Annotated in this window: 16 protein-coding genes; 5 read left to right on the forward strand and 11 right to left on the reverse strand. The window is 40.7% G+C overall.

Annotated features, from left to right (window positions below; all coding sequences use genetic code 11):
• Window positions 1-326 precede the first annotated feature (326 nt).
• The 5 genes from IPJ09_07905 to IPJ09_07925 all read left to right on the forward strand — a co-directional run bounded on the left by IPJ09_07905 (window position 327) and on the right by IPJ09_07925 (window position 6294).
• Complete coding sequence (locus tag IPJ09_07905) at window positions 327-1901, forward strand: M61 family metallopeptidase (GenBank protein ID MBK7371350.1); 1575 nt, start codon at window positions 327-329, stop codon at window positions 1899-1901.
• A 196-nt stretch (window positions 1902-2097) separates the two neighbouring features.
• Window positions 2098-3144, forward strand: a complete 1047-nt coding sequence (locus tag IPJ09_07910) for an AI-2E family transporter (GenBank protein MBK7371351.1) — start codon at window positions 2098-2100, stop codon at window positions 3142-3144.
• Between the two features lie 125 nt (window positions 3145-3269).
• Window positions 3270-4346: an efflux RND transporter periplasmic adaptor subunit gene (locus IPJ09_07915; GenBank protein ID MBK7371352.1), complete on the forward strand. Its 1077-nt coding sequence runs from the start codon at window positions 3270-3272 to the stop codon at window positions 4344-4346.
• Complete coding sequence (locus IPJ09_07920) at window positions 4343-5602, forward strand: ABC transporter permease (GenBank protein ID MBK7371353.1); 1260 nt, start codon at window positions 4343-4345, stop codon at window positions 5600-5602. The genes IPJ09_07915 and IPJ09_07920 overlap by 4 nt, the downstream gene beginning before the upstream one ends.
• Window positions 5602-6294 carry an ABC transporter ATP-binding protein gene (locus IPJ09_07925; protein MBK7371354.1) on the forward strand — a complete coding sequence of 231 codons (693 nt, stop codon included), beginning with the start codon at window positions 5602-5604 and terminating at the stop codon, window positions 6292-6294. Before IPJ09_07920 ends, IPJ09_07925 begins: the two co-directional genes overlap by 1 nt.
• 61 nt (window positions 6295-6355) lie before the next feature.
• Here the strand turns inward: IPJ09_07925 and IPJ09_07930 are convergent, their stop codons facing one another.
• The 11 genes from IPJ09_07930 to IPJ09_07980 form a co-directional block, all read right to left on the reverse strand.
• Window positions 6356-8494, reverse strand: coding sequence for a hypothetical protein (locus IPJ09_07930; protein MBK7371355.1), 2139 nt, complete (start codon window positions 8492-8494; stop codon window positions 6356-6358).
• Window positions 8481-10211 carry a hypothetical protein gene (locus IPJ09_07935; GenBank protein ID MBK7371356.1) on the reverse strand — a complete coding sequence of 577 codons (1731 nt, stop codon included), beginning with the start codon at window positions 10209-10211 and terminating at the stop codon, window positions 8481-8483. The genes IPJ09_07930 and IPJ09_07935 overlap by 14 nt, the downstream gene beginning before the upstream one ends.
• Window positions 10208-11059 (reverse strand): class I SAM-dependent methyltransferase, encoded by an 852-nt coding sequence (locus IPJ09_07940; GenBank protein ID MBK7371357.1) that lies wholly within the window; start codon window positions 11057-11059, stop codon window positions 10208-10210. The genes IPJ09_07935 and IPJ09_07940 overlap by 4 nt, the downstream gene beginning before the upstream one ends.
• Entirely contained in the window at window positions 11056-11520 is a 465-nt protein-coding gene (locus IPJ09_07945; protein MBK7371358.1) for a hypothetical protein, read from the reverse strand. Before IPJ09_07945 ends, IPJ09_07940 begins: the two co-directional genes overlap by 4 nt.
• 172 nt (window positions 11521-11692) lie before the next feature.
• A complete protein-coding gene (locus IPJ09_07950; protein MBK7371359.1) occupies window positions 11693-13291 on the reverse strand; it encodes a DUF1501 domain-containing protein in 1599 nt (532 codons plus the stop codon).
• Between the two features lie 27 nt (window positions 13292-13318).
• Window positions 13319-14977, reverse strand: a complete 1659-nt coding sequence (locus IPJ09_07955) for a DUF1800 domain-containing protein (protein ID MBK7371360.1) — start codon at window positions 14975-14977, stop codon at window positions 13319-13321.
• A 127-nt stretch (window positions 14978-15104) separates the two neighbouring features.
• The gene (locus tag IPJ09_07960; GenBank protein ID MBK7371361.1) at window positions 15105-16409 is read right to left on the reverse strand and encodes an MFS transporter; all 1305 of its coding nucleotides are present in this window, start codon (window positions 16407-16409) and stop codon (window positions 15105-15107) included.
• A 123-nt stretch (window positions 16410-16532) separates the two neighbouring features.
• On the reverse strand, window positions 16533-17540 hold the full coding sequence (locus IPJ09_07965) for a sugar kinase (protein MBK7371362.1): 1008 nt from the start codon (window positions 17538-17540) through the stop codon (window positions 16533-16535).
• A gap of 34 nt (window positions 17541-17574) precedes the next feature.
• Window positions 17575-18240: a bifunctional 4-hydroxy-2-oxoglutarate aldolase/2-dehydro-3-deoxy-phosphogluconate aldolase gene (locus IPJ09_07970; GenBank protein ID MBK7371363.1), complete on the reverse strand. Its 666-nt coding sequence runs from the start codon at window positions 18238-18240 to the stop codon at window positions 17575-17577.
• Between the two features lie 84 nt (window positions 18241-18324).
• Window positions 18325-18777, reverse strand: coding sequence for a YhcH/YjgK/YiaL family protein (locus IPJ09_07975; protein MBK7371364.1), 453 nt, complete (start codon window positions 18775-18777; stop codon window positions 18325-18327).
• 58 nt (window positions 18778-18835) lie between these two features.
• Entirely contained in the window at window positions 18836-19861 is a 1026-nt protein-coding gene (locus tag IPJ09_07980) for a sugar kinase (protein MBK7371365.1), read from the reverse strand.
• Between the last annotated feature and the right edge of the window lies 1 nt (window position 19862).

Consider the following 19862-nt stretch of genomic DNA (forward strand, 5'->3'; position numbering starts at 1 on the left):
CCAATAAATGCAACGGGATATACTACTTCCAGGTCATCGGCTGCAATAAAGACATTCGATCCGATATCTGTGCTAAAAATTGACTTTGGTATCTGAATAATTCATCCATAATGATCTATGTTAAGACCAAATACATGAAATTATGGTCTCACTTCAAACCATTTTACACCCTTATTGCTCTGTTCTAAAACTATTATTCCGATGGAGTTTATGTTTTTTCTCTCAAAATGAAGCTTTTTTGTTCCATTCTCCGTCCAGCTTTGGCAAATAATCCAATATTTTACTCAGTGCCTATTATATTTTATTCAATTTGGTATCTTGGTTTGATGAAAAAAATAGTCATGCCTGCACCAATGCAACTCATTGGTCTATTCTGGTTATGTCAAGCCTGCACTGCAATAAGCCAAAATAATCAACCCAAGATCAATTACACCATTTCTATTCCGAACCCCGCTTCCCATTCCTACCATATCAGGTTGGAAACTTCCGGTTGGAATGCTGACGAATTGACCCTCAAACTTCCTCAGTGGATGCCGGGCTACTATCAAGTCATGCATTATGCCAAAGGTTTAGAAAATATTAGTGCAAAGAATCATTCCGGCAAGTCTGTCTCCCTGGAAAAAAGCAATGAAAACACGTTCATTATCAAGGGCATCAGGCAATCAAAACTCTCCATTGAATATGATATGAAGACTGATCGTCAATTTGTAGCCAATAGTTATGTAGACAGCTCCAGAGCTTATATCATCCCTGCTAACACTTTTTTGTATCCGGATGGGTATATTCAACTTCCGGTATCAGTCAAGATCGACCTACCTGCCCGCTGGAACAAAATCGCCACCGGGCTAGATCCCGTAAATGCCAAAACAAACGAATACACTGCTTCTGATTTTGACATCCTTTATGATTGTCCCATTCTGATTGGCGATTTAGAGGAGCTCCCTTCTTTTAAAGTTAAAGGGATAGAACATCGATTTATAGGATATCATCTTGGGCAATTCGACCGGACCTTGTTCATGGACAAATTAAATAAAGTGGTTGCATCAGCCATAAACATCATCGGCGACATACCATATAAACAATACACTTTCATCGCGATAGGTCCCGGAAGGGGGGGCATCGAACACTTAAACAATACATCTTTTGGTTTTGATGGCAGTCAACTCAATACACCTGAGGCGGTGACCAGAGTTTTAAATTTCCTGGCTCACGAATATTTTCACCACTATAATGTCAAACGAATCAGGCCCTTTGAATTAGGTCCGTTTGACTATGATCAGGGCAGCCGAACCAATCTACTATGGGTGAGCGAAGGACTCTCTGTTTATTATGAATATATGATTGTAAAAAGAGCCGGCCTCGTCGATGAAGAGACTTTACTGGCAGAATTTTCAAAAAACCTTAATACTGTTGAAAACAATCCAGGGCGGCATTTTCAATCATTAGCTCAAGCCAGCTATAATACCTGGCAAGATGGTCCTTTTGGGACACAAAGAGAAGAAAAAGGAAAAACGATTTCTTATTATGACAAAGGCCCCTTAGTAGGATTGTTGCTGGATCTAGAAATCCGTCATGCAACTCAAAACAAAAAATCCCTGGATGATGTGATGCAGCAACTGTACTGGAATTATTATAAGACCAAACATAGAGGATTCACGGACGCTGAATTTCAACAAACCTGCGAATCAGTGGCAGAGACATCCCTGGCGAAAATATTTGAATATGTCCACACTACTCAAGAACTTGATTACAAGACTTATTTGAATTATGCTGGATTAACCGTAGAGGATGCAAGTGAACCCACCTCGGACAAGACTTCTAAAAAAAACCTCAGGATAGTCCGTCAAAACCAACTTGATGACGGGCAAACTGCATTGTTAAAATCCTGGCTTAAAGAGTAAGCACTGACTTAAATGAATTAAGATATCGGGGTATCCCTTTCGGCATAATACAAAGTATATATGCTTGAACAGAATTAATTGGCTAATTTTAACAAGAATAGATCCTAAGGATTAATTCTACAGAAGAAGATAAAAAGTCCCCTTATGAGTTTGATACCTAAATTTTATAGTAATATCCAAATCAAGCAGTGCTGACATGACCTTTACGATCTCCTCTGTAAAAAATAAATTACTAGTCCTGTTTTTGCTAGTTGCAGGATTATATATCGCCAAAGGATTTCTGATTCCTATGACGATTGGAGGGATATTTGCTACCCTACTATTACCTATGAGTAAATGGATGGAAAAAAAGGGGGTCCCCAGATTTCTGTCGGTGTTTATTTGCCTATTAATTTTATTATCCGTCATTGCATTTATCGGCATTTTATTAGGATATCAAATATCCGTTTTGTCAGATGATATAGGGTTATTGAAAGAAAAATTTAAATTGACAGTTAGTGGGATTCAACAATTTATTTTTCAACATCTGGATATCACACTTAAAGAACAATCGAAGATCATAGAACAAGAGCAACCCTCTTTATCAAACATCATGCAGATCATCGCCGGTTCGTTTACTCTTATATTAACCAATTTCATTTTAGTCTTGGCCTATATTTTCCTTTTCTTATACTATCGGTCTCATCTACTTCAATTCATGCTTAAGCTCACCACTCCCTCTCAAAGAGACGAAATGGAACAGGTGATTTACAGAGCCAGCCATGTTTCTCAACAATATTTGCTCGGACTGAGTAAAATGATCGCTTGCCTTTGGATTATGTATGGGATCGGATTTTCAATCCTTGGAGTAAAAAACGCTTTATTTTTTGCTTTTCTATGCGGCCTTTTTGAAATAATTCCTTTCGTCGGCAATATTACAGGCACTTCACTTACTGTCTTAGTATCAGCTGTCCAGGGAGCAAGCCTGGCTATTTTAGGCGGAATTGTGCTCACTTATGGCACAGTCCAGTTCATCCAGGGCTGGGTGCTGGAGCCATTGATCCTCGGACCCCAGGTAAGGATCAATCCTTTTGCCACTATAATAGCATTAGTACTTGGAGGGCTGCTTTGGGGCATTCCAGGTGTCTTTCTTGCCATACCCCTCACAGCGATAATTAAAATCGTTTGTGACCATATAGAATCTCTGACACCCTTCGGATTTTTAATTGGAGAAGTGACTTCTTCAAAAAGCAAAAAAAAATAAGATCTCTTAAATTGGTGTATTGACAGACTGATAATCGAGATTTGAAGGGGCAGGATGATCATCGGCATCTTGATAGTTGATTCAAATCACCATGTATCCGTACAAAATCAAGGTAAATTTGGTGGATGAGTAAGTTATTCATAGTGGTTTTTTTATTGACCTTATCCTGCCATCCCAAGAAAGAATTTATTCACCCAATCCACAAAAATATAACTCAGTCAGTTTATGCTTCCGGCAATGTGATCAGCAGAGACCAATATCAGGCATTTACCATCATCAGTGGTATAGTCGATCACATTTATGTATCTGAAGGAGATTCTATTAAAATAGGTGACAAAATATTGACTATTGCCAATGAATCGCAAAAACTCAATATTGAAAATGCACGACTTTCTGCTGCTTATGCCAATGACAAAGCCAATGAAGGGAAACTATCCGAAGCCAAAATGAACATATCACTGGCAAAAAGCAAAATGCTAAATGATTCCATTTTACTCGAAAGACAAAAACAGCTTTGGGCTCAAAATATCGGCAGCAAAATTGAATTAGAGCAGCGTACCCTGGCTTATGAAGCTTCAAAGACAACTTATTTTTCATCCACAGAAAAATATATTGAGCTGGGCCGTACATTGAAATTATCAGCGCTTCAATCAAAAAACAACCTGAGCCTGGCCAGTAAATTAGAAACAGACTACACGCTAAAAAGCATGATCAATGGTGTAATATATAGTCTTAATATTTCAGAAGGAGAAATCGCCACACCTCAAAAACCCGTAGCGACTCTGGGAAAGATAAATGATTTTATTCTGGAAATGCAGGTAGATGAATATGATATCGTCCAAATTAAAATAGGGCTGCCTGTAATGGTAGTATTAAATAGTCACCAGGATAAGGTATTTGAAGCCCGGGTATCAAAAATCAATCCAATGATGAACCTGCAAAGCAAAACATTTTTAGTAGAAGCAGAGTTTGTTCAGCAACCTGAGATCTTATATCCCAATGTCTCATTTGAAGCCAACATCATCATCAATTCTAAAGAAAATGCAGTCTTGATACCCAGGGAGTATTTATGGAATGACTCCCTGGTCACTAAATCCAATGGGCAAGATGTAGTAGTAAAAACTGGATTGAAAGATTATAAAATGATTGAAATACTATCAGGACTAGGCCTGGATGACGAATTAATAATATCTGATAAATGAAAATAAGGCTGTTGGCAGACATCGCCATTTCACTTCTGCTGGCCAGGTTTAAACAAACTTTGGTAGCAGCTATTGGAGTAACCTTTAGTATTACTATGTTTATCAGTTTGCTCGGTTTTATGGAAGGTCTCAATACCCTACTGGACAATTTGGTGCTTAACCGGACACCTCATATCCGGCTCTACAACGAATTGCAACCTTCACTCTATCAGCCGATACAACTAACCTCCAAATACATCAATTATTATCATTTCATTCAATCAATAAAACCAAAAAACGAGAGATTGGAACTGTATAATAGTCAAGCCATCATGCAAGCATTGAGGAGTGATCACAGGGTCCTGGGAATTGCACCAAAAACTACGGTCCCGGTATTTTATAATGTAGGCGCAATCAATCTTAATGGCATCATCAATGGGATAGATGTAGAAGCCGAAAATCAATTGTTCAATTTTCAGGATTATGTGGCTGAAGGAAATTCGTTAGATTTAAAAAACACCCCCAATAGCATCATGATGGGTTCGAGCCTGGCTAAAAAAATGTTGACACACCCAGGTGATATCATACAACTCACTACCACACAAGGGGATCAATTTCCTTTAAAAGTAGTTGGTTTTTTTCAGAGTGGCATCGACGAATTAGACAAAGTACAGAGTTATGTTTCCCTGGCTACGAGCCAAAAATTGATTGGCAAACCAAACAATTATATTACAGACATTCAGATTAAGCTACATGATTTGAATCAAGCTCCGGACTTGGCGAAAGAATACAAACAACTATTTAATGTAGATGCACTGGACATTCAGACTGCCAATGCACAATTCGAAACCGGAAGTTCTGTACGCACCATTATATCGTACGCTGTAGGCATCACCTTATTGATCGTTGCAGGATTTGGCATTTACAATATCCTCAATATGATGATATATGAAAAAATGGACTCCATCGCTATTCTAAAAGCCACTGGATTCTCCGGTAAAGATGTCAACCGCATATTTATTACCATCGCACTGACCACAGGGATTGTAGGTGGCCTGGCCGGATTGATTGGAGGCTTTGGACTATCGGCTATTATCGATCAAATACCCTTTCATACTTCTTCTCTTCCAAAAGTAACCACTTATCCTGTAGACTACAGCCCGGGGTTTTATGTGATAGGAGCTGTTTTTTCACTCATTACAACCTATTTAGCAGGATATTTTCCTGCAAAAAAAGCTAGTAGAGTAGATCCTGTAAATATCATAAGGGGGAGATGATGGGAAAAAAAATTTTAGAAGCGGTGCATATCACCAAATATTTCCATGACCCTTTGACCATAAAAGTGTTGGAGGATATCAATTTCTATATCAATGCAGGAGAGTTTGTATCTATCATGGGCAAATCAGGTTGTGGAAAATCTACCTTACTTTATATACTCTCGACGATGGATACAGAATTCGAAGGAAATCTACTCATAGATGGTACGAGCATGATAAAGAAAAAGGACTTTGAACTTGCCAAAGTAAGGAATGAGAAAATTGGCTTCGTATTTCAATTTCATTATTTGCTCAATGAATTTACGGTGTTAAAAAATGTAATGCTGCCCGGACTAAAACTTGGAAAACTCAGCGACATAGAGCTCGAACACCGGGCCTACGAAAAATTAAAAATCCTGGGTATCGAAAAAGAAGCTTTAAAAAAACCAAATCAGATCAGTGGTGGTGAAAAACAGCGGGTAGCTATTGCACGAGCTCTCATCAATGATCCCCTAATCTTAATGGGAGATGAACCTACCGGCAACCTGGATAAAATGAATAGTGAAATAGTATTCAATATCTTTAAAGAACTGGCTGAAGTATACAACCAATCACTTTTGATCGTCACGCACGATTCCGACTTCGCAGCTCGCACCCATCGTACCATCGAGATGGAAGATGGCAAAATCCTAAATTTGGGTTATCCATCTTAAAAAAGTCAAATCCCAGATTCTATTCCAGATTTGATAAAAGGCCTTTTATCAAACTATCCACTCATCTCGAAATAAACTCATCACTCACATACCCATCCACATTGATTTTATCCAAAAAGGCGCCACAACTGTCGACTACCACCAGGTTGATACCTCTTCTACCCAAAGACCATTCTTCATTTCGAATCAAAATAGATGATTCGTTTTTGCCGGCACTATGTCCTCCTGAATACAAATACACCGGGACCAAAGTACTACAAGGCAAATCGAAAGTATCTTTAACCATCTGGGACCTCCCATACTTCTGATGTATAAATTGCTTTTCGTGAATGACAAAAGTCCAGGAATCTCCAAACCGCAATGAATCCATAGCTGCGCCCATAGTCTTGAGCTCTTCTCTGTCATGAAGGTTGGATATGCCTTCTTGTTGTACCACTCCTATCACGTAGTGATCCTGATGTACATGAAGCCAATTCAAAAATGATAGTTCCGATTGATGTTCGATCGAATGCCAGGTGGAGGATGGTACAATGGCGCTGTCTATCATCGATACCAATGCAGGAGGTGCATATATCCGATAATGCTCAAACTGATAAGACCTGCCGCCTTGAGTGGAAATTAAATTTTTATGCACACTGAGTGAATCCGTAGAGGTAATCAATATATTTTTAGGATGTAAATCAAAGTAGTGGGTCAAATCTGCCAGACTATCACGAAAAGCTTGGCCAATAGACTCCGGAAATCTCGCCCCATAACCCGTACTGATTGGTTTCTGATAGTGCTGGGTGATATCCGTAAAATAAATGTAGTCACAATGGTCTGCGATATTGGCAGAGAAAGGCGGATATACAATCACCTGGTTTGAGACAGACACTATGTGCTTGATCTGGTCTATATAAGGCAATACCTGACCTCTGAGATCCACATACTGGTTTCTTTTCCAGAGTGGTTGGAGGTCCAGCATTTGCAAAGTGAGACAAGCAATAAATAACGCATAATAAACTTTACTCCCCAGTCTGAACCGGTATAGTCTGTCAAATGTCCAATAGAGGATAAAGTAATATAACGGCCATATAAATCGACCGGTACCCCGGAATGTCCTGGAGATATAATCATTGTATCTCCAATCGATGATCAGGTGGCTTCCAAGAGTCCATTTGGGGCTTAATGCAAACACAAAAAACACCATACAGATGATAAAAAACCAGTTCAACCTTTTAGATTGTTCTTTTGTAATCACTTTTGAATCCATTTTGATACGACTCAACCGGACCAGTAGAATACATAACAACATTGTCAATATACCGAACCCTAGATAACCTATACCCTCACCCTGCCCATCACCCCAATATGGAAAACCAGGTCCCAGGCGTCCTACATCCCAGGCATTGACGAGGGTGTTAAGATTGGCAGAATATCGCCCAAGGCCTTCTGATAATTGTCCTTTGAAAAGAAAAGCACCGCTCGCAGCCCATCCTGCCAGAGATAAAACGATCATTGACAACAGAGCGGTATACAGGTCTTTCCATCGAATTAGCTGTTCATACCTTAATTGGAATACGATTGCACTCACCAATCCAAGTACCATAAACAAGAGGTAAGGATGTATCAAACTTGTAATAAATACCAGCAGGCTACTTGTAAGAAAAGTGGCTTGCACGGACAAGGTAGGTCTCCTCAAAAATATCAATAGCGCCCAAAGCAACACCCACTGACCACACAAAGCAGTATGCCCAAACCGCGCGACTAATACCACTGCTCCTGTAAAAAATACTGACCCGATGTAGGCCAATGGTTTTTGCCATCCTATTTGTCGTAAAATTTTAATGCCCAGGTAGGTATTGAGCACATAGCAGCAAGCATACCATAATCCAAAATATTGAAAATCTTCCGGCAAAATCCCCTTAAATAATTTGAAAAACAAAGCAAATAATGGAATCGAGTCCGTATACATGATACTATTGACCATTGGATAGGCATAGCCTTGTATTTTGCCCAACGGCCAGGACCAGGGGGTGTCCTTAAAATATTCCCAGGCGAGATAGTGATAGGAATAATCGCTGCCTGGGAGTAACAACCAGCTTGTGTACAGCGGATTTAATTTTTCCAACCCCAACACTATTTGTGTCGCTACCAGGCCAATGACCAATGCGATCATAGCATCAAGGACCGATTCAATCAACGATCTATTTCTGTCCATACAAACGAAGTGCTTTGATACAGATCCTTTGTGAGCTGGGATTCCACACACTGATTTTTATATGATCATACTTCAGCGGGCTGGTAGTCACTAAATCTATCCATTTTTCTTCATGATTATTGATAAAACGATGCAGCCTGATCATCACTGTTTTTTCAACCTTATCCTGCGTACTGTATTGAAGGATTAACTGTGCCATTTGCCATACATCCCATTCTTTGAGATCAATTTGGACCAAGGTATTTACTTTCAATTTACCTGCCGGCACCAGCCCGTCATATAAATTGATTGCCTGGGATGCCTGGGCACATGCAGTATCTGTTTGATATACTGTATCCTTGATCATCTGTGCAGCGGCCTCATCCCAGGAGACGACAGGCTCGTTGGTATCCAATAATTTTTTCGATTCGAGATCATTGCTTGACTTGAATAAGGTGTGCCAGAAATAGGCTTTGTTCATCATACCTGCCTCGTAGATGCCACCTTTGTGAGCCTGATGGGTGAGCCAAAGATTGTAATAACTTGACAAGGCAATCATCGAATACAAAACATATTTACTTAAGTTGCGAGCAAGCAAATCCCGGATCAGCGGAGCTGCTGCCAACAGATATAGCGGATAATGTTGAATCAAAGCCCTCTGCCCCAGACTACCACCATAAGTCCATTCGTCCCAGGCAAAAGTGAGATACAACGATCCTAATATGAATGCTGTCAATACCCACCGCATACCTGCAGCTCTGATCCATAAGTATACCAGGCCCAACAGGCTCAGGATCATTATTGGGGTATATACCAGCCACCCTGCACGATAACTTAATACACCTTGCAATATATGATGCCCCTCCAACCATGAGAATCCCTGCTCCTGGTAGCTATACACCAGCCATTCACCAGTCACATACTTCCAATATATCCCCTGGATCAATGGACAAATGGCCCATAAAATGACGCCATATACTACCATAGGGATACGTGAAAAATAAAACTGCACCCGCTCCTTCAATCCTGACCACGAGGATACACCCCATGCCACTAACAGTATTTTACTCAACACTTCGGTGGGCCTGATCAGCACCATCAATCCCATGATAAAACAAGTGATGAAAAACCATTTTTTGGATCCACTTTTATAAAATTGATCAATACAGATCAAAATGCTTGCATATAGCGTAAACAGATAGTTGTGACTCATGGCACCGGTGATCGACGCATAATCAAAATAGTTAGTTGCAAATACTAGTATAGCCAGCACGACCGCCGTCACCAAATCATCAAAATACCTCAATAACAATCTCCTGAAAAAAACCAAACCTATCAAAGCATACACTAATCCGCCTAAAGAAATAAAAAATTGATAAATAGACGAATAGCCATCAGCAGGCCATCCGAACAACAATGCCAATATATGAGCCAGTAAAAAAAAAGGAGCATATAAAATGGCCAGCCCGCACGTATACTTCATCACCTGATGGCCGGAAGTATGCGAATAAGATTGATAGGGGCTACTACTGGGATAATACTGCTCATCCAGCCCTGGTTTGAAATCGAGATTTTTCAGATCATGATAAATAAAAAAAGCAGGCAGGTACAAATAATACCCTGATACATCCCAGCTGATGGTAGCTTCTGTGCGGGGGAGTTTCCACTTAGGGTAATACACAAAGGCCGCATAGATCATAGCAACCATCCCGATGATGATGACCCACCTCGACCTCATCTTAATATTTTAAACCAAAAAGATCCACCATGCGTTTCGATTTCCATGACATTCAATCTGCTCCAAAGATTCCGTGTCAGGTGTTCCGTGTGCGCCGGCTGTTTAGAAATCCAAAATGCAGGAAAAATGATTTCGAATTTATCCATGTTGTACAAAAGTGCTTGCGCTAACAGATATTGTTCATTATATCCTCGCAATACCATGTCAAGAGGATAGTCGTAGGGCAGATAGACATCATGGATGTGTACATATACGCCTGCAGGTATGCGTGGTAAGATCTCCATAAAAAACACGGTCACATCCGTATTGGCCATGGAGATGTGAGAGCCATCAAAAAATACTATATCGCCAGGTGAAAGCGTTTGAAACATGGTATAACTATCCAGGGATTCTAAAGCTACCCGAACATGCTTATCAGCCAAATCAGATAAAAGCCTCCGGGGATTGGGGTCTATGCAAGTGATCCTGGATTGCAGAGGTCCATCATTGATAGCCTTGCGCATCACAGCAGTACTGTGGCCTGATCCTATCTCAATGATATGACCAGGATTGAGCAAGGTAGTGATCGCATAAAGACTCGCTAAGTCCAGGCCTGGCAGGTAATTGTTTTTCCAGTAAACAGCTTTGTCATCTGTGCCTTTTTCAGAGATCGTATTGAGTTGATCAAAAAGTTGAATTATTTGGTTTAAGACCGGGTCATACTGTTGCGCATGCGAAGCAAATAGTTGATCTAATTCTACAAAAATTGGTTTTGACTGATCGATCCTGGGTTTTGCTATCCATGCGTAATCCAGCGTAACCACCTTGCGTAGAAATGCTGCCCGGATGCCTTTAAAATATGACTTCATACTTTGTTTAGATTATAAGTCCGCCAAACAGAGATCAACATGCGGAAAGGCATCATAATGCATACGATTATCGTACCTACAGCGAAAAATATGTATTCACTGATGATATACTTACTCATAGCTACCTGATCTTCATTGGAAAGATGCTGCGTGATGGATTCTATCCCTTTTTCATCAATAAAGGTTTGGAAAAAGCTAAACTGTCGTAATGCATAGATACCCAACCAAATACTGCCCATACCCAATATGATTTTGACCCAATGGGTCCGGTTAAATGGTGTACTGCTCAAAAACAAGAACCATCGAATTAAAGTCACAAAACCGATGATAAAGAGGATATTAGCCCGCTCAAAGGGAAAGCCATAAATCTGCTGCCTGATGGGCAACAGCACCAGTACTACGAGTATAGCAGTCGCTGCAAACCAGATCAATTCTACCAGCCAGGGCTTTAAGTATCGCATAAGAGCATGAAGATAATGAGAATAGAGGGTATGTGTGTAAATCCTGGCTCCAGCAGACCAAAATTGAAGTATAGGTCTTACATCAACCTTGAGTAGAATCAGCGATCAAACACATGCCTCGTCTGAATCAAACATTTCCCTGGTGAAAAATCAGCGCTTCTGTTACTTACAATCACCTGACTTTCATCATGCTCTTTGTCTGGGTCAATGCACCATTCTCCCATCGGATATAAAATATACCACTAGCCTGATTTTCTATATTCAGATCCATGGTATACTTTCCTTTAATCAGTTCTTTATTGACCAGAGATTGGATGACAGAGCCCTGATTGTTAAACACCTGCAAGCGGACGAAACCTCCAAGACTTTCTAAATCAACCTTTGTCTTGTCCACAAATGGATTGGGGTAGACCTTAATCATTTGTCGACCATTGTGCACATTCAGTTCATGCGTGGCAGTGGAAAGACAGTTTTCAGCACCTAATATGGGTAGGTTTTGGAAGTTATCATAAAGCATATTGTTGACATCTGCTTGTGGCACGCAAAACCATTGACTTAGAAAAGTGCCATACACCGATCTAAAATCGTAGCCCATGGGTAAATTACTATTGGTGTTGACATCTGGAAGAATGATTGGATTATTACCGACCACTTTGGGCAAAACTTTATTGCCAAAATAGATCACCGGCAAGGCTGAGCCATGATCAGTACCCAGGGATGCATTGGATTTTATCCTCCTTCCAAACTCCGAAAATGTAAATCCTACCACTCTGTCCCCTAAACCTAATAAGTTACAGTCGTCCACAAAAGCTGCGACATTGTCAGAGATGCCTTTCAAGAGATTGGCATGTGTGCCTTTGGTAAAGTCAGCAGCATCCACCTGGGCAGCATGCGTATCAAACCCACCGGTACTCACCCAATAGATCCTGGTTTTTAAGCCCCCCGCGATCAGCCTGGCTACGATCTTCAATTGATTGGTCAGATTATTGTTGGTATTGGTATTATTGGTGCTTGGATATTTAGCAGAAAGGTTTTTAGATTTATTGTAGGCAGCCAGAATTACATCGCCAAATTTGTCCGTCTGTCTTTGCACCTCCCGTACATAAGCCAGTTCCTTCCCTACATAGTCAGCACTCACCGGGTCTTTAAATATATTGCCGGTGAGATTGACCGGGTCAGAAGCATTGTTGATCGCTATGCCCATATTGACGCCCATCATCTGTAAGCCCAGGCCCACGCCATCTCCTACCCGGATAGCCAGCGGATCAGGCATCACTTCATTGGGATAGCCTACCGGATAATTAGAATATTCATAATTTAAATACCTGCCGGCCCACCCTGAGTCCAATACTTCTTTGGAGTCAGAGGCACTCAACCAGATGTCTGTAGCCCGAAAATGGGAGTAATTAAAATCAGGGTATCCTACATTCTGTATGACTCCAAGTTTGCCATCCTGATACAAATCATGCATGGCGGCCATCGCTGGATGTATACCTGTCTTATCATTTAACTTTAATATACTCCCTGCAGGCATCAACATATTGCCCCTGGCAATTTTAAGCTGATCATATTGATCCAATGGAAAGATGGTATTGAGGCCATCAGATCCTCCATTGAGTTGCACGATGACTATGACTCTGTCAGTGTCAAACATCATCCCATGCAATGCCTGCACCATTGGATTGCTTACTTCTGCAAACAATGCATGTCCACCTATGACAGTCGTAGCTGCCGCTCCGGGTATATTTTTTAAAAAGCTTCTTCTTTTCATTGAATGTTGATTGATAAAATGAAGTATTTAATGAAGATGATATTCTGCAGCAGACATCATATAGACTATGAGGTCTTGCAACTGTTTTGGCACCTGGAGACCATCAGACCCGGGATTTTGGGGATTTGCTTTATAACTTTTGTAGGCTTCGGTCCAATAAAAATCAGTGTCCTGACCCTTTAGGAGATAGGTCACCTTAATACTTTTCTTTACAGCTTCTGATATCGGAGGACCATAGAAAAGATGCACCAGGTCATCAATTAATGCATTGGGATCTTCTGGCTTGGACAATCCGGATACGAAAGCTATTGGATCCAATTTAAAAGACTTGTTTCTACTCTCTGCTTGAATCCAATTGGTAGCATTATTGTTTGTAGCCAATCCTTTTAGTACCAGGCCATCTATGGTAGTCAGCCTTGGAGGGTAAGTAGCTGTGTCAATCCACAGTTCATGGAAAGATGGGCTTTGGTAATAGGCAGGCCAACCAGCCACATTGGGCGGATCGCCAATCTCCTGCCCCTGAGCAGTGATCGCACCATAAATTTGTCCAGCAAAATAATATTGAGCTTCGAAAGCAAGAGGATTGGTGGGCCAGGTTATCCCAAGTTGTCTGATCATCCCGATAGTAAAATCAGCAGGACTTTTGATCATGGAGCCACGATATTCTGATTTAAAAAACCATGAACTCATGAAAAGTGCCTTAAGCATCGGCTTGAGTTCATACCCTGTACTTCTAAATACCTCTGCCAAGGGAATGATGAGATTACTTTCGGTCTCAGGAGTGATCTCATAATATCCAAAAAAAGTAAATAATTTTCGAACGATGAATAAAGCTGTTTCGTTATTTTGAAATATCATATCCAGCATTTCATTGATCTCTTCAGCACCTCCGGTTGCAGTTGATTTGCCTGTTAATTTCTTATTGCCATAAAAAGCAGAAAACTGTTTGTCTTTAGCATCATGACGATTGGGGCGGTATACAGGTTGATACTGATCAGCATAATTGACTGACCAACCTGTCAATACACGTGCCGCCGCTTTCACATCATCTTCTGTGTATTTTGATCCCGGCCCTTTCCCAATGCAAAAAAGTTCTTGTAGCTCTCTACCATAGTTTTCATCGGGTGCAGCAGCAGTGTTTTTTTCTCCATTGAGATACCTCAGCATAGCTGGTTCTATCGTAATATCATACATCAACTTTCTAAAATTGCCCGAGCAGGAGGATCTCAATAGTTTGTTATAACGATAAGCCAATTCAGCAAAATTGACGGTATCATTGGTATCGGTGACCAGATGATTGTGCCAGAATAGCACCAGTTTCTCACGGAGATTGCGCTCCTGCTGAGCCATGAGTTGTATCCACCATTGTTTATACGATCCACGCCTGGCCCCTTCAGGACTTTGTTCTGTAGGAATAGGTTTGATCCCCACCCAGCTTGCTCCGAAAGGGACACCTGAATCAAAAGTCGTCAGATTTCTTCCTGAATAAGCCCGGATAGGTAAATGACCTGGATCAGTATTAAAATCCAATAAAAAGTCAACAACTTCTTCTAGAGATTTTCCCTTAAAAAAAGCTAAATCAGAGGCATTCACACCGAAAAGCGTCCGACGCAAAAGATGCAATAATTCTGAATTCCCGAAAGGACCTGAATAGGGCGTAACCCCTTGCGGATCGAAACTCTCCATAAACAATGAGTATTAATTAAAAGTATATACGCTGTCAGGAGCTTGGACGATAGGTCAGGTCAAAAGTTTAACACAACTTATTTATTAACACAAAATAGTTTGTTTCTCCATCCCGATGATTAAGTTTTCAATCCAACACTACGCGTTGCATACGTGGTACAAGGAAGTGCATCAAGGTCCAGGCCAGCAGATATGCCAGGCCACAATACATAAATACGATGTAATACCCTGTCTGAATATGTCCAATCCCCTGATAATGATCAAAAAGCTTACCTGCAGCAAACGACACTAGCATACCTCCTACACCACCGGCCATTCCACCAATGCCGGTCACGGATCCAACGGTAACTTTAGGAAACATATCGCTGACCGTTGTAAAAAGATTTGCACTCCATGCCTGGTGGGCTGAAGCTGCGAATCCAATCATCAATACAGCGAGCCACATGTTAAATCCACCCAGGTATTGACTAATAATCACTGGCAGAGCACAAGCAGCATAAATAAGCAGGGCAGTTTTTCTAGCTTTAAATACTGCCATACCCTTGGTAATAAAGTTGAGCGGCAACCAACCACCATAGACACTACCCACTGTTGCAATGATAAATACCAATGCGGTAGGCATGGCAAGATCGGTCTTGGTCAATCCATATTGTTTATTTAAAAAATCTGGCAACCAAAACAAATAGAACCACCATACACCATCCGTCAAAAACTTGCCCAAAGCAAAGGCCCAGGTTTGTTTGAACTTTAATAATTGAAACCAGTTGGTCTTGGTATCTTTCAAAGTCTCTTTTTCTCTATCTGCGACTTCATCCAGATCACTGTGGATGTAATCAAATTCTTCTTTAGACAGTCTTTTTTGCCTTTTGGGAGTATCATAAAACAGATACCAAAATATCAACCAGATAAATCCAAATGCTCCAATAATTAAAAAAGTCAATCGCCAGCCAAATTCAGCAGCGATAAATGGTACTGAAAGAGGAGCTATTATCGCCCCTACATTGGTACCGGCATTGAAGATACCCGTAGCAAATGATCTTTCCTTTTTCGGAAACCACTCTGACACAGTCTTAATAGCAGCTGGAAAATTGCCTGATTCAGTAACGCCCAATCCAATTCTTGCAAAAATAAATCCCAGGTTGGTCTTAATAAAAAAATGCGACATGGCGGCCACACTCCAGGACACTAATGCTATCGCGTATCCAGTTTTTGTTCCTAACCAATCAATCAGCCTCCCTGCAAAAATCATGGCAAAGGCGTAAGCAGCCTGAAATGCAATCGTGATATTGGCATAGTCAGAGTTGGTCCATGTAAATTCTGTATCTAGATATTCTTTTACCAGGCTGATGACGGCTCTGTCAAGATAATTTATGGTGGTAGCAAAAAACAGCAATCCACATATTATCCATCGATAATTTCCAATTTTCTTCATTTCAGATTTTTTATTCGATCGTAAAATAGCAATTTACTTTCATATACCCGATCATCACCACAGACTAAACTTTGATAAAAAATACATTCAACTCAAAGGCAGTGAATTATTCATCAATTATACTTAACGCCTGACCTTGGCTCCTGAACCACCTTTCATCATCAGCATGACATCGTCCAATGTAATAATGTTGATATCACCGGGAATATAATGCTTGTGCACACTGGTAGCGGTGGCAAATTCGATGACTTCCTGATTATCGCATTCTCCTTGGTATAAAGCTTTCAATTTAAAGATTAGGCCAGCCATAAATGCATCTCCTGAACCTATCCTATCTATCATGTCAGGCATATCATATTTTTTTGACTCGACGATTATATTGTCGTGAAATAAAAATCCCTGGTAGGTATTATGTGTGGCTGAAAGCCCTTCTCTTTCAGTAAAAGCAATTGATTTGATATTAGGAAACCTGTTCTTTAATTTTTCAAAGGCGTCCTCTCGTCCAGAAGACTTTATGCCAAAATAGACCCCCATGACATCTTCATCGCCGACGACCACCTCGCATAAATCGATGAGAGCTGGCATGACCAATGAAGGAGGAGACCCATAATCCCAAAGTTTTGAGCGATAATTGAGATCGCATGATACAGTGACACCAGCTTTTTTAGCGGCTAATATTGCTTCTTTGGTGGCTGCTGCGGCAGAACTACTGATAGAAGGTGTGATACCAGACCAGTGAAACCAATCTACTTCCTGAAATATAGCTTCCCACGGGATCATCCCTGGGGCCAGGGTATGCATACCGCTATTTTTTCTATCGTATATCACTTTGGAATTTCTCCTACCGGAGCCTAACTCTACATAATAAACTCCAAGCCGATCACCGCCAAAAATACTTTGTGATATATCCACCCCGTGTTGTGCAAGGCACCCTAAAGCACTATGCCCAAATGGTTGATCTGGCAACCTGGTTACATAATGCACCTTAGATCCTAATTGAGCCAAAGTAGCCGCTACATTTGACTCAGAGCCACCGTATTCAATGGCAAAACTTTTGGCTTGTTCCAACCTTTGCGTCATGAAGGGCGTAAGTCTCAACATGATTTCGCCAAAACATATAATTTTATTCAATACTATATTTATTTAGCTAGTAGCCTTGATACCCTTATTTACCTTTTATTTCTGCGATAGTATGCAGTACTTTTTTTGTTTCATTTTCCATGGTCAAATAGTCCCTGGCCTCCATCAGCTTTTTACTGATGAGTTTACTACCCATCCCTACAGCACAAACTCCAGCTTGATACCAACCCAATATATTTTCCCTGGTAGTATCTACCCCACCTGTAGGCATAAACAATAACTTGGGGAAGATGTCTTTGATACTGCTTAAAAATTCAGGACCGAGCATATTACCCGGAAATAATTTTATAAATCCGACACCTGCATTTTCTGCTGCTATGATCTCTGTTGGGGTCATACAACCTGGTGCGTATAACAATTGATGATCCTGGCAGTAAGTAGCTACATCAAGTACAAAGCCAGGGCTTACCATAAAATCAGCTCCAGCTGTACGATATTTTTGAGCTTGATCCAGGTTTTTAATGGTACCAATGCCTAATAACAAATCAGACATCTCTGCATTTCTAAGCTCTACCATTTTAGTAAAATTAACCAAAGCGGCCTCCCCTCTATTGGTATACTCTACAGCTTTGATACCAGCACGATAAATGGCCCGCAATATTTCACAACTAACTACCAGGTCAGCATTAAAATACAAAGGCAATATCCCTTGAGATACAATGGCATTGGTGGCCAATTCTATTTTATTCATTCATCTAAAAATTTAAAAAATTTGAAGTATACTTTAAATCTTAACATTCACAAGTTCTGAGGAATTTATCCCTGAAATCGCTTCCTACTCGCATCTCACTTTCATCACTAACTTTTTAATATTGCCTTCACCGATCATGGGTGCATGTACATCTTCAGGAAAAAAGATGGCAAATTGATTTTCTTTTAACCCAAAAAACATATCCGGTATATCATTATAAAACAAGACATCTTTTTCTTCATTGTAATCTCCTTTGGGATCTACGCACTGTTGTCTTGGTTTCCATCCCAGTGTTTCTTGTCCCCGGATACAATATTGGATATCAATATTTTTATTATGGCATTCAAACTTGGCCAAACTATCTTCTTTCGATTTTCCGGGTGCGTCACTGTATAAAGCTATTAGCCCGTCAGCTATGGTAAATTTGCCGGGTTCAGTCGCCATCATATCTGTGGACCTGATGTAGTCAAATGCTTCTGAAAACAAAGGGTGAATATCAAAATACTTACCAGCGTTTTCTATTGAATCTATTATCATTATTACGATTTTATCTTGTTGGTTTCAACAATCCTTCAAAACGAGAGATTTATTTTTTTTATCGTTGTACTCTACCACTTCCGTCACCTTTCATAAGTTCTTGCACTTCTTTGAGAGTAGCATGATTCATATCGCCGGGAATGGTGTGTTTTAATGCACTGGCTGCCACCCCAAATTCTGCAGCATCACTCATTGGCATCCCTGTCACCAATCCATAGATCAATCCACTGGCAAAAGAGTCTCCACTTCCTACCCGGTCCACGATTCTTACCTCATAGCGCCTGGTATGATAAAACTCAGACCCGTCATACACCAGAGCACTCCAGCCATTGTCGCTGGCACTATGACTTTCCCGCAAAGAAGAGGCTATCACTTTAAATCCAAATTTTTCTTTCATCTGTCTGAATACATCTTTAAATCCATCCAGGTTGAGCTCACCTTTGGTGACATCGGTGTGTGCTGCCTTAAATCCCAGGGTGGTATCCGCATCTTCTTCATTGCCGATACATACATCTACATGTTCACAAAGCCTGGTCATCACCTGCCTGGCTTTTTCTTTGCTCCATAGTTTTTTGCGATAGTTGAGATCGATACTCGTGGTGATCCCTTTTGCCTTGGCTGCTTTGAGCGCAGCCTCGGTCAGAGCAGCCCCTTTATCGCTCAATGCTGGTGTAATCCCTGTCGTATGAAACCAAACAGCCTCTTTTAAAATGGCATCAAAATCAAACTCATCTGGCCCGGCATCTGCGATGGAAGCACCAGATCGATCATAGATCACCTGAGAAGCCCTCATACTGGCGCCTGTTTCTAAAAAATAGATACCCAAACGATCACCGCCTTTAACTATATACTGTGTATCTACCCCAAATCTTCTCAAATGATTGATGGCAGACTGGCCGATCGGATTGTCGGGAACTTTAGAAACAAAAGTACCTTGAAGTCCGTAATTACACAGAGCTGCTGCGACATTGGCTTCTCCACCTCCATAAGTGACATCGAGGGTATCCGCCTGAACAAATCTTTTAAAATCTGGAGTAGATAATCTCAACATGATCTCCCCCAGGGTAACTACTTTTTTTGACATA

The organism is Saprospiraceae bacterium (assembly GCA_016709995.1).
In the GTDB taxonomy this organism is placed as follows: domain Bacteria; phylum Bacteroidota; class Bacteroidia; order Chitinophagales; family Saprospiraceae; genus JADJLQ01.

Coding starts and splice junctions, on each gene's coding strand:
- IPJ09_07970 (MBK7371363.1), bottom strand. CDS start 18,240: ATGAATAAAATAGAATTGGCCACCAATGCCATTGTATCTCAAGGGATA.
- IPJ09_07980 (MBK7371365.1), bottom strand. CDS start 19,861: ATGTCAAAAAAAGTAGTTACCCTGGGGGAGATCATGTTGAGATTATCT.
- IPJ09_07920 (MBK7371353.1), top strand. CDS start 4,343: ATGAAAATAAGGCTGTTGGCAGACATCGCCATTTCACTTCTGCTGGCC.
- IPJ09_07940 (MBK7371357.1), bottom strand. CDS start 11,059: ATGAAGTCATATTTTAAAGGCATCCGGGCAGCATTTCTACGCAAGGTG.
- IPJ09_07955 (MBK7371360.1), bottom strand. CDS start 14,977: ATGGAGAGTTTCGATCCGCAAGGGGTTACGCCCTATTCAGGTCCTTTC.
- IPJ09_07925 (MBK7371354.1), top strand. CDS start 5,602: ATGGGAAAAAAAATTTTAGAAGCGGTGCATATCACCAAATATTTCCAT.
- IPJ09_07930 (MBK7371355.1), bottom strand. CDS start 8,494: ATGGACAGAAATAGATCGTTGATTGAATCGGTCCTTGATGCTATGATC.
- IPJ09_07975 (MBK7371364.1), bottom strand. CDS start 18,777: ATGATAATAGATTCAATAGAAAACGCTGGTAAGTATTTTGATATTCAC.
- IPJ09_07945 (MBK7371358.1), bottom strand. CDS start 11,520: ATGCGATACTTAAAGCCCTGGCTGGTAGAATTGATCTGGTTTGCAGCG.
- IPJ09_07950 (MBK7371359.1), bottom strand. CDS start 13,291: ATGAAAAGAAGAAGCTTTTTAAAAAATATACCCGGAGCGGCAGCTACG.
- IPJ09_07905 (MBK7371350.1), top strand. CDS start 327: ATGAAAAAAATAGTCATGCCTGCACCAATGCAACTCATTGGTCTATTC.
- IPJ09_07960 (MBK7371361.1), bottom strand. CDS start 16,409: ATGAAGAAAATTGGAAATTATCGATGGATAATATGTGGATTGCTGTTT.
- IPJ09_07910 (MBK7371351.1), top strand. CDS start 2,098: ATGACCTTTACGATCTCCTCTGTAAAAAATAAATTACTAGTCCTGTTT.
- IPJ09_07935 (MBK7371356.1), bottom strand. CDS start 10,211: ATGAGGTCGAGGTGGGTCATCATCATCGGGATGGTTGCTATGATCTAT.
- IPJ09_07915 (MBK7371352.1), top strand. CDS start 3,270: ATGAGTAAGTTATTCATAGTGGTTTTTTTATTGACCTTATCCTGCCAT.